Annotated in this window: 1 protein-coding gene; it reads right to left on the reverse strand. The window is 68.8% G+C overall.

Going from position 1 to position 5,884, the window contains the following annotated elements; genetic code table 11:
* Nucleotides 1-5,884: non-ribosomal peptide synthetase (locus HHX40_RS35410; RefSeq protein WP_182884042.1), on the reverse strand; the 5,884-nt coding region annotated here is incomplete at both ends.

Genomic DNA, 5,884 nt, shown 5'->3' on the forward strand with positions numbered 1-5,884 from the left:
GGCACATAGGCCGCACCGGTCTTCAACACCGCCAGCAACGCCACGATCAGATCACTGGTCCGCGGCAGGCACACCCCCACCAACACCCCAGCCCCCGCACCCAACCCCACCAGATGACGAGCCAACCACTCAGCCCGCTCATCCAACTCCCGATACCGCACCACCCCGTCAACCGCCCGCACCGCCACCGCATCCGGACACCGATCCACCACCGCCTCGACCAACCCATGCACACACCCACCAGCCCCGACAGATGGACCGGTCAGCAAGCCACCGTCACCCAACGCACCGAGGACGGTCTTCTCCCCCGCCGTACGGACATCGAGATCCATCACCCGCGCGCCGGGATCGGCGGCCAGCGCCTCCACCACCACCGCCAACCGCTCCGCCAGCAAACCCGCCGACCGCGCATCGAACAGATCCGTGTTGTAGGTCAGGAACCCACCCAACCCCTCCACCGACTGCTCCAGATGCACCGACAACTCGAACTGGCTGGCTCGGGGACGCACCGGCACCGGGTCGACCGCGAGCCCGGGGAGCTCGTACTGCGGTGGCGTGCCGTTGATCGACAGCATGACCTGGAAGAGAGGACTGCGGCTGAGGTCGCGTTCCCGTACGCACTCGTTGATCAGCCGATCGAAGCCGACGTGCTGGTGCTGCTGGGTGGCGAGCGCGGCGTCGTGCGTGGCGCGCAGCACGTCACGGAGAGTCGTCTCCGGCGCCGGGCGCATGCGCAGGGGCAGCGTCGTGACGAGCATGCCGATGACATCCGTGAACTCGGGCCGGGTACGCCCTGAGGCGGCGAACCCGATCGTGACGTCGTCCTGGCCGCTGAGCTTGGCCAGGAGCACACCCAGCGCCGTCGCCACGACGGAGAACGTACTCGCCCCGGTCGCCCGGGTCACGGCGGCGACGGTCGCGGCCGGCAGGGACAGCGGAACGGCGTCCCCACGGTGTGTCTGGTACGGCGGGCGTGGCTTGTCCGTGGGCAGGTCGAGCGTCTGCGCGCCGGCGAGGTGCTCGCGCCAGAAATCCATGTCCTCGTCGGTGACCGGCCGCTCCCACAGCTCGACGTCCGCGAACTGCACAGACGCGGGTGAAGGGGCCTCGTTTCCCGCCGGACCTTCGGCCAGCCTGGCGTAGTGGCCGGTGATCTCACGGAGCAGCAGGTCGAGCGACCAGCCGTCGCAGATGAGGTGGTGGAGGCTCAGGAGCAGCACGTGTTCCTCGTCCGACACCCTCACCAGGACCGTACGCATGAGCGGCCCGGCGGCGAGGTCGAGCGGCCGGGACGCCTCCTCGTCGAGCACCGCGGCCCAGTCGGACGCGGTCACTTCCTCCAGGTCGGCGACCGGTTCCGCGGACACCACCTGTACGAGCTCCTCGTTCTCCTCACGGAGGGTGGTGCGCAGGCTTTCGTGGCGCCGGGCGGTGTGGGCGAGGGCGGTGCGCAGCACATCCCGGTCGAGCGGCCCGCGTACGGTCGCCGCGCCGGTGATGTGGTACGCCAGATTCGTGTCCGGGTGCAGATGACACAAGAACCACAACCGCTGCTGATTCGCCGTCGCCGGATGCACATGCTCACCAGCGGGATGACGACCCACCGGGATCGCGACCACCTCACCGGCACCCACACCCGGCAACCGCTCGGCCAGACCGGCGACCGTCGGATGATCGAACACCAGCCGAAGCGGCACCACCACACCCAGCGCCTCCGACAACCGATGCACCAACCGCGTGGCCAGCAACGAATGCCCACCCAGACTGAAGAAATCGTCATGGATGTTCGTCACCGGCCGGCCCAGCAGACCGGCGAACAACCCGGCCACCAGACGCTGCGCCTCGGTGCCGGGAGCCTCGGCCTCACTGTTGCCGGACACCGATGTCGGCTCGGGCAGCGCCTTACGATCGATCTTCCCGTTCGGCGTACGCGGCAGCGCCTCCATCACCACGATGCGGGCAGGCACCAGATGCTGCGGCAGACACCCCCGCAGATACCGCAGAAGAATCTGCTCGCAATCCGCATCGCACAGGGCAAGATCACCATGATCCGCCGCAACGGCAGGACGACCACCATGCACGTCATGGGTGCCCGCGTGGTCACTGTGCTCGTCGTGGGCTCGCTCGTCGCCCTGCGCATGGTTGCCGTGGTCGCGGGTGGGAGTGTTCTTGCTGGCGATGTGGGCGATCAGGTGGTCGCCGTGGACGGTGACCACGGCCTCGGACACGGCCGGGTGCTGGAGCAGGGCGTGTTCCACCTCGCCCGGCTCGATCCGGAACCCCCGCAGCTTCACCTGATGGTCCACCCGGCCGTGGTAGTCCAGGAAGAACTCCACCCCGCCGTCCGCGGTGGTGCAGGGGCGCCAACGGGCCAGATCCCCCGTCCGATACAACCGCCCACCCTCACCATGGGCGTCGTCATCGGGGAGGGCATCGCCGTCGTCGTCCCCGTGGCTGCCGGGGAGGGGCAGGTAGCGTTCGGCCGTCAGGGCGGGCCGCTGGTGGTAGCCCCGCGTCACGCCCTGGCCCGATAGATACACCTCGCCGATCGCGCCCAGCGGCACCGGACGCAACTCGCTGTCGAGCAGATGCACGCGTGACCCGGGCAGGGCGCGGCCCAGCGGGGTCCGCTCCGCACCGGGGTCGGTCACCGCGTGGGTGGAGTACGTGGTGTCTTCAGTCGGGCCGTACAGGTTGTTGACCACGGCGACCGCCGGGTCCCGGTACAACCCGCGCACCAACTCCACCGGCAACGGCTCCCCGGCCAGGTTGATCGTCGCCGCCCGTGGCGGGATCGCCCCGGCCGCCAGCAACTCCGCCGCCGCCGACGGCACCGTGTTCACCAACGTCACATGCCCGAACCCGGCCCGATCCTCGATCAGATCCAGCGCGTTACCCGCCGCCAAGGTGACGGTGGCCCCCACCGACAACGGGGCGAAGATCTCAAACACCGACAAGTCGAAACACACACTCGTCGACGCCAGCGTCTCCGCCAGCACCCCCACCCCGAACGCCTGCCCCGCCCAGGCGAGCATCGCCACCGTCTGCCGATGCTCGATCACCACACCCTTCGGCCGCCCCGTCGACCCCGACGTGTAAATCACATACGCCGCATCCGAAGGCTGCACTTCCACGCTCAACCGGCCATGGAACCCGTCCCCGGCCGTACCGAGCACGGCACCGACGTCGACGACCTGCACCCCGGCCGAACCGGCCGAGCCCGCGGAACCGGCCAGGGGGTTATGGTCGGGTGTGGTCATCAGCACGGCCGCCTCGCTGTCGGCCAGCAGATAGGCCACCCGCTCCGGCGGATACCCCGGATCGATCGGCACATAGGCCGCACCGGTCTTCAACACCGCCAGCAACGCCACGATCAGATCACTGGTCCGCGGCAGGCACACCCCCACCAACACCCCAGCCCCCGCACCCAACCCCACCAGATGACGAGCCAACCACTCAGCCCGCTCATCCAACTCCCGATACCGCACCACCCCGTCAACAGCCCGCACCGCCACCGCATCCGGACACCGATCCACCACCGCCTCGACCAACCCATGCACACACCCACCAGCCGGCACACCAGCCGGACCGGTCAGCGGACCACCGCCACCCAACACACCGAGGACCGACTTCTCCCCCGCCGTACGAACGTCGAGATCCACCACCCGCGCGCCGGGATCGGCGGCCAGCGCCTCCACCACCACCGCCAGCCGCTCCGCCAGCAAACCCGCCGACCGCGCATCGAACAGATCCGTGTTGTAGGTCAGGAACCCACCCAACCCCTCCACCGACTGCTCCAAATGCACCGACAACTCGAACTGCGTACCGGCGGGCGCCATGTCGACTCGGGTGAAGTGGAGGCCGGGCAGTTCCAGCGTCCGCTGGGGTGCGCTGTCCAGCGCGAGCATGACCTGGAAGAACGGGCTGCGGCTGAAGTCGCGTTCCGGCCGCACGTGCTGGACGATCCGCTCGAACGGGGTGTCGCTGTGAAGCTGGACCTCCAGAAGGTTCGCGTGCGTCGCGCTCAGCGCCTCCGCGAGCGTCATGCCGGGCCGGGTCACGGAGCGCAGGGGAAGGGAGTTCGCCAGGAAACCGATCATCTCGGCGGTGCCGGGATGCGTACGGCCGGAGGACGGGATGCCGATGGTGACATCGTCCTGACCGGCGAGTTTGGCGAGCAGCAGCGTCAACGCCGTGGTGATCACCGTGAAGGTCGTCGTACCGCTCTCCCGTGCGAGGCGCTCGACGGTCTGCGCCGGCAGGGAGAGCGGAACGGCGTCCCCACGGTGCGTCTCGTACGGCGGGCGTGGCTTGTCCGTGGGCAGGTCGAGCGTCTGCGCGCCGGCGAGGTACTCACGCCAGAACCCGAGTTCGGAGTCATCGGCCGGAGTTTCGAGCTTCCACTGGGCGTAGTCGCCGTACTGAAGAGGGGCGCCCTGCGGGAACGGTTCACCCGTACGGGCCGCCTGATAATGATCGGCGATCTCGCGGAACAGCACGGTGAGGGACCAGCCGTCGGCGATGACATGGTGGAGCGACAGCAGCAGCACGTGTTCGTCGTCCGAGACACGCACCACCCGCGCGCGGAACAGCGGGCCCTGTTCGAGGTCGACCGTCGAGGTCCGCCACTGCTCCAGGGTTTCCGCCAGGTCGGGCACGGCGGTGAGCGGCGGCTCCCAATCCCACTCCTCGTGAACGACCTGTACGAGTTCCCCCTCCGCCATCCGGAGGGTGGTGCGCAGGCTTTCGTGGCGCCGGACGGTCTGGGCGAGGGCGGTGCGCAGCACATCCCGGTCGAGCGGCCCGCGTACGGTCGCCGCACCGGTGATGTGGTACGCCAGATTCGTATCCGGGTGCAGATGACACAAGAACCACAACCGCTGCTGATTCGCCGTCGCCGGATGCACATGCTCACCAGCCGGATGACGACCCACCGGAATCGCGACCACCTCACCGGCACCCACACCCGGCAACCGCTCAGCCAGACCGGCCACCGTCGGATGATCGAACACCAGCCGAAGCGGCACCACCACACCCAGCGCCTCCGACAACCGATGCACCAACCGCGTGGCCAGCAACGAATGCCCACCCAGACTGAAGAAATCGTCATGGATGTTCGTCACCGGCCGGCCCAGCAGACCGGCGAACAACCCGGCCACCAGACGCTGCGCCTCAGTGCCGGGAGGCTCCACTTCACCGGCCCCGGCGGTCGTGAGCGACGGCGCGGGCAGCGCCTTACGATCGATCTTCCCGTTCGGCGTACGCGGCAACGCCTCCATCACCACGACACGGGCAGGCACCAGATGCTGCGGCAGACACCCCCGCAGATACCGCAGAAGAATCTGCTCGCAATCCGCATCGCACAGGGCAAGATCACCATGATCCGCCTCAACCGCAGGACGACCACCATGCACATCGTGCGCGCCGGCGTCGTCGTGATGAATATGGCTGAGGGCTCTGGTGGCGATGTGGGCGATCAGGTGGTCGCCGTGGACGGTGACGACCGCCTCGGACACGGCCGGGTGCTGGAGCAGGGCGTGTTCCACCTCGCCCGGCTCGATCCGGAACCCCCGCAGCTTCACCTGGTGATCCACCCGGCCGTGGTAGTCCAGGAAGAACTCCACCCCGCCATCTGCGGTGGTGCTGGGGCGCCAGCGGGCCAGGTCCCCCGTCCGATACAACCGCCCACCCTCACCATGAGCGTCGTCATCGGGGAGGGCATCGCCGTCGTCGTCCCCGCGGCTGCCGGGGAGGGGCAGGTAGCGTTCGGCCGTCAGTGCGGGCCGCTGGTGGTAGCCCCGTGTCACGCCTTCGCCGGACAGGTACACCTCGCCGATCGCGCCGAGCGGTACCGGTCGCAGCTCGCTGTCCAGCAGGTGTACGC

Source organism: Microbispora sp. H10949 (assembly GCF_014161435.1).
Taxonomy (GTDB): Bacteria; Actinomycetota; Actinomycetes; order Streptosporangiales; family Streptosporangiaceae; genus Microbispora; species Microbispora triticiradicis.